General features: G+C 68.8%; 4 protein-coding genes. 3 read left to right on the top strand and 1 reads right to left on the bottom strand.

Features of this window, described 5'->3' with window-relative positions; genetic code table 11:
* The first annotated feature begins 88 nt into the window (after nucleotides 1–88).
* Nucleotides 89–1,723, top strand: a complete 1,635-nt coding sequence (locus tag QMX81_RS20450) for an NAD+ synthase (protein WP_121039234.1) — start codon at nucleotides 89–91, stop codon at nucleotides 1,721–1,723.
* Between the two features lie 49 nt (nucleotides 1,724–1,772).
* Here QMX81_RS20450 and QMX81_RS20445 read toward each other — a convergent pair whose 3' ends face one another.
* On the bottom strand, nucleotides 1,773–2,657 hold the full coding sequence (locus QMX81_RS20445; RefSeq protein WP_121039231.1) for an outer membrane protein assembly factor BamD: 885 nt from the start codon (nucleotides 2,655–2,657) through the stop codon (nucleotides 1,773–1,775).
* Nucleotides 2,658–2,773: 116 nt separating this feature from the next.
* Between QMX81_RS20445 and rluD the strand changes: the two genes are divergently transcribed.
* Nucleotides 2,774–3,769, top strand: a complete 996-nt coding sequence (gene rluD / locus QMX81_RS20440) for a 23S rRNA pseudouridine(1911/1915/1917) synthase RluD (RefSeq protein ID WP_121039228.1) — start codon at nucleotides 2,774–2,776, stop codon at nucleotides 3,767–3,769.
* The gene (gene pgeF / locus QMX81_RS20435; protein WP_121039225.1) at nucleotides 3,769–4,548 is read left to right on the top strand and encodes a peptidoglycan editing factor PgeF; all 780 of its coding nucleotides are present in this window, start codon (nucleotides 3,769–3,771) and stop codon (nucleotides 4,546–4,548) included. Before rluD ends, pgeF begins: the two co-directional genes overlap by 1 nt.
* The last annotated feature ends 95 nt before the right edge of the window (nucleotides 4,549–4,643 follow it).

Raw genomic sequence — 4,643 nt, 5'->3', positions numbered from 1 at the left:
GCTCCTCATCGTGCTGCCGCCGAATGCGTGGTTGCCGGCCAGCGGCCGGCACTACAATGCGTGTATTGCAACTACAGGCTGGACCCCCATGACGTCGCTCCGCATTGCCCTGGCGCAGTTTGATTTCCCGGTTGGCGCAGTGGCGCAGAACACCGACACCATCATCGCGATGATCGCCGAGGCGCGCGATGAGTACGGTGCCGAGCTGGTGGTGTTCCCCGAGCTGGCGATCAGTGGCTATCCGCCGGAGGACCTGCTGTTGCGGCCGGGCTTCCTGTACGACTGCCAGCAGGCGCTGGAGCGCATCGCGGCGGCGACCACCGGCATCGCGGCGGTGGTCGGTTGGCCACAGGCCGCTGGTGCGGTGGTCTACAACGCGGCCAGCGTGCTGCGCGATGGCAAGGTCGAGCACACCTACCGCAAGCGCGAGCTGCCCAATTACGCGGTGTTCGATGAGCGCCGTTACTTCGATGTCGATCCGGACGGCGGCAGCTGCGTGTTCGAGCTGAAGGGCGTGCCGGTGGGCGTGCTGGTCTGTGAAGACCTGTGGTTCGCCGAACCGCTGGCCGATACCGTCCGTGCCGGCGCGCAGCTGGTGGTGGTGCCCAATGCCTCCCCCTACGAGCGTGGCAAGCATGCCCAGCGCGATGCGCTGCTGGCCGAGCGTACCCGCGAGAGCGGGGCGGCGATCGCCTACCTCAACGTGGTGGGCGGCCAGGACGCGCTGGTGTTCGATGGCGCGTCAGTCGTCGCTGACGGCGATGGCACCGTGCATCCGGCCGCTGCGGCCTTCACCGACCAGTGGCTGGTGGTGGATTACGACGCCGGCACCCGCCGTTTCCTGCCACGCGAGTGGATCGACGACGGCGACGAGAGCATGGATGCACTGGCCTGGCGCGCGGTGACCCGCGGGATCCAGGATTACTGCCGCAAGAACGGCTTCAAGAAGGTCTGGCTGGGCCTCTCCGGCGGCATCGATTCGGCCCTGGTGCTGGCGATGGCGGTGGACGCGCTGGGCGCGGCCAATGTCACCGCGGTGCGGCTGCCCTCGCGCTACACAGCGGACATGTCCAACGACCTGGCGGCCGAGCAGTGCCGCGCGCTGGGCGTGACGCTGGAAGCGGTCTCGATCGAGCCGGTGTTCGAGGGGCTGATGGCCGCGCTCGGCCCGATGTTCGAAGGGCAGGCGGCGGATGTGACGGAAGAGAACCTGCAGTCGCGCAGCCGCGGCGTGATCCTGATGGCGCTCTCCAACAAGTTTGGCGGGCTGCTGCTGACCACCGGCAACAAGAGCGAGTATGCGGTGGGCTACGCGACCATCTACGGCGACATGTGTGGCGGCTACGCCCCGCTCAAGGACCTGTACAAGACGGAGGTGTTCGGGCTCTCCAAGTGGCGCAATACCGTGGGCGGCGCCCCGGTGATCCCGCCGGCGGTGATTTCCCGCCCGCCCTCGGCCGAGCTGCGCGCCAACCAGACCGACCAGGATTCGCTGCCGGCCTACGACGTGCTGGACGGCATCCTGTACCGCTACGTGGACCAGGAGCAGTCGCGCGAGGAGATCGTGGCCGCCGGCTACGCCGCCGAGGTGGTGGACCGTGTGCTGCGCCTGGTGCGCACCAGCGAGTGGAAGCGCCATCAGGCGGCCCCGGGGCCGAAGGTCTCGCGCCGGGCGTTCGGGCGTGAGCGGCGGTACCCGATCAGCAATGGGTACAAGGGGTAGGCGTCGGGCGCTACCGTAATAAAAAAGGCCCCTTTCGGGGCCTTTTTCATTACTTGCGGTTCATCGTGGCGTTGCGTTCACCGGTACTGGCGGACTTCTCGCCGGCAAACGGGTTCAGCTTGCGCACCATCCACGGGTACTTCGGCCACTTGCCCTGCAGCCACGGGTGGTCGGGCTGGTTCAGCTCGAGCACGCGGCGGGCATCGTCGGCCAGGGTCTTGTTGCCCAGGTGGGTGTAGGCCTCGCCCAGGGCGGCCACGGCGTCGTACTGGAACGCGCTCTGCGGGTAGTTCTCCAGCAGGAAGTTGGCGCGGCCAGCGGCCGAGACGTAGGCCTCGCGGCGCAGGTAGTACAGGGCGTTGTCCAGCTCGTACTGGGCGAACACATCGCGCAGGGCGATCATCCGCTGGCGCGCATCGGCGGCGTAGCGGCTGTTCGGGTAGCGCTCGGTGACGATGGTGAAATCGGCATAGGCCTGGCGCGGGCTCGACAGGTCACGGCGGCTCGGGTCCAGCGACCAGACGCGGCGCAGGAAGACCGTGTCGCGGTTGCCGTTGGCCAGGCCACGCAGGTAGTACAGGTAGGCGATGTTGCGGTGGGTCGGGTAGGTACGGATGAAGCGGTCCACGCTGGACACCGCGTCATCGTGCTTGCCGGCCTTGTACTGCGCGTAGGCGCTTTCGATCATGGCCTGTTCGGTATACGGGCCATACGGGTACTGGGCTACCAGGCGGCGGAAGCTGGCTTCGGCACCGCTCCAGTTCCCCCCTTCCATGAGCTTGTGGCTCTTCTCATAGAGCGTTTCGACCGGCAGGCCTTCATCCGGATTCTTGCCCTTGGTACCGCGGTGACAGCCGGTGGCGACGAAGAGCAGCACCAGCATCAGGGCGGCGAGGCGGACGGGCGCGGACAGCATAACGGAGCGTCGGATCATGGGGTCAGGGCGGGACGCGGCTGGAATACGAAGGGTCGATGATAGCCTAGTGGCCTGTCCCGCGACTGAAACTGGTCGCCCGGACCCCAAAATTGTCCCTATTGCGGTGTACCCCCATGTCCGATACCCCTGCTGATTCCGATTCCCCCCGCCAGGCCATCGTGCCCGATACCGCTGCCGGCCGGCGTTTCGACGCCGTCCTGGCCGAGCTCTTCCCCGAATTCTCCCGGTCCAAGCTGACCGAGTGGATCAAGTCCGGCGACGTCCTGCTGGACGGTGACACCGTGCGCGGCCGTGACCCGGTGCGCGGGGGCGAGGTGGCCAGCCTGCATGTCGTTCTCGACACCCAGACCCATGCCGAGCCGGAGGACATCCCGCTGGAGGTCCTGTACGAGGACGAGCATGTCTTCGTGATCAACAAGCCGGTCGGCCTGGTGGTCCACCCGGGCGCGGGCAACCCGACCGGCACCCTGGTCAATGCGCTGCTGTTCCGCGATCCCTCGCTGGCGGTGCTGCCGCGCGCGGGCATCGTGCACCGCCTGGACAAGGACACCAGCGGCGTGATGGTGATCGCCCGTACGATCCAGGCGCAGACCGCGCTGGTCGAGCAGCTCTCCGCGCGTGAAGTGCACCGCCAGTACCTGGCCGTGGTGGTGGGTGCCCTGGTCTCCGGCGGCACCGCCACCGCCGGCATCGACCGCCACCCGCGCGACCGCATCCGCATGGCCGTGCGCGAAGACGGCAAGGAAGCGATCACCCATTACCGCCTGCGCGAGCGTTTCCGTGCGCACACCGCGCTGGAATGCCGCCTGGAAACCGGCCGTACCCACCAGATCCGCGTGCACATGGCGCATCTGCGTCATCCGATCATCGGCGATCAGCTGTATGGCGGCGCGCTGAAACTGCCCAAGGGCGCCAGCGAGGAGCTGGTCGCCGAACTGCGCGGCTTCAAGCGCCAGGCGCTGCACGCTGAAACGCTGGAGTTCGTGCACCCGATCACCGGCGAGAAGATCAGCAACAGCGCGCCGCCGCCGGCCGACATGCAGGCCCTGCTGCACGCCCTGCGCGAAGACAGCAAGCGCTTCGCCGAGCAGGAACGCAACCGCCGCTGATGGACGCCCCCGTGCCCGTGCTGCCCGCCGACTGGCCCGCCCCGACCGGGGTCCATGCGCTGACCACCCTGCGCTATGGCGCGGGTGGTTCGGTGGCGCCGTTCGACCAGTTCAACATGGGCAACCGCTACGCCGCTGACGGGGATGACCCGGCGCAGGTGCAGCGCAACCGCGACCTGCTCGTGCCCGGGTTGGGCCTGCCCTCGGCGCCGCATTGGCTTCGCCAGGTGCATGGCACCGGCGTGCGGCGCTTCACCGCGCCGCCGACGGCCGTTGGCGTCGAGGCCGAACCCACCGCCGATGCGGCGGTGACCTCGGTTCCGGGCGTGGTGCTGGCCATCCTCACCGCTGACTGCCTGCCGGTGGTCTTCGCCGCCCGCGATGGCGGTGAGATCGGGGCGGCCCATGCCGGCTGGCGCGGGCTGGCCGACGGCATGTTGGAGGCCACCGTGGCCGCCATGCAGACCCCGGCCGCGCAGCTGCAGGCATGGCTGGGCCCGGCGGCCGGGCCCGCGTTGTATGAGATCGGCGAGGATGTGTTCGAGGCCTTCGTCGGGCGCGACGAGGGCGCCGCGGCGGCCTTCGTGGCAACCCGGCCGGGGCACTGGAAGGTGGACCTGTACGCGCTGGCCCGCCGGCGCCTGCAATCGGCAGGGCTGGACCCGGCACACATCAGTGGCGGGCAGTACTGCACGCTGGCGGACCCGCAGCGGTTCTACTCGCATCGGCGCGACCGCCGCACCGGGCGCATGGCGACCCTGGCATGGATCGCGCCCTGACCGTTGGACGGTAGCAGGGAGCCGGCCAGCGGCCGGCACTACCGCATGCGCTCCCCGTAGCCTGGCTGCATCACTCCCGCCATCACCGGTAGTGC

The sequence above is a fragment of the Stenotrophomonas sp. PS02301 genome, assembly GCF_029959485.1.
GTDB lineage: Bacteria > Pseudomonadota > Gammaproteobacteria > Xanthomonadales > Xanthomonadaceae > Stenotrophomonas > Stenotrophomonas maltophilia_Z.
The sequence above is the reverse complement of the archived record's forward strand: the minus strand, read 5'-3'. Positions and strand labels throughout refer to the sequence as shown.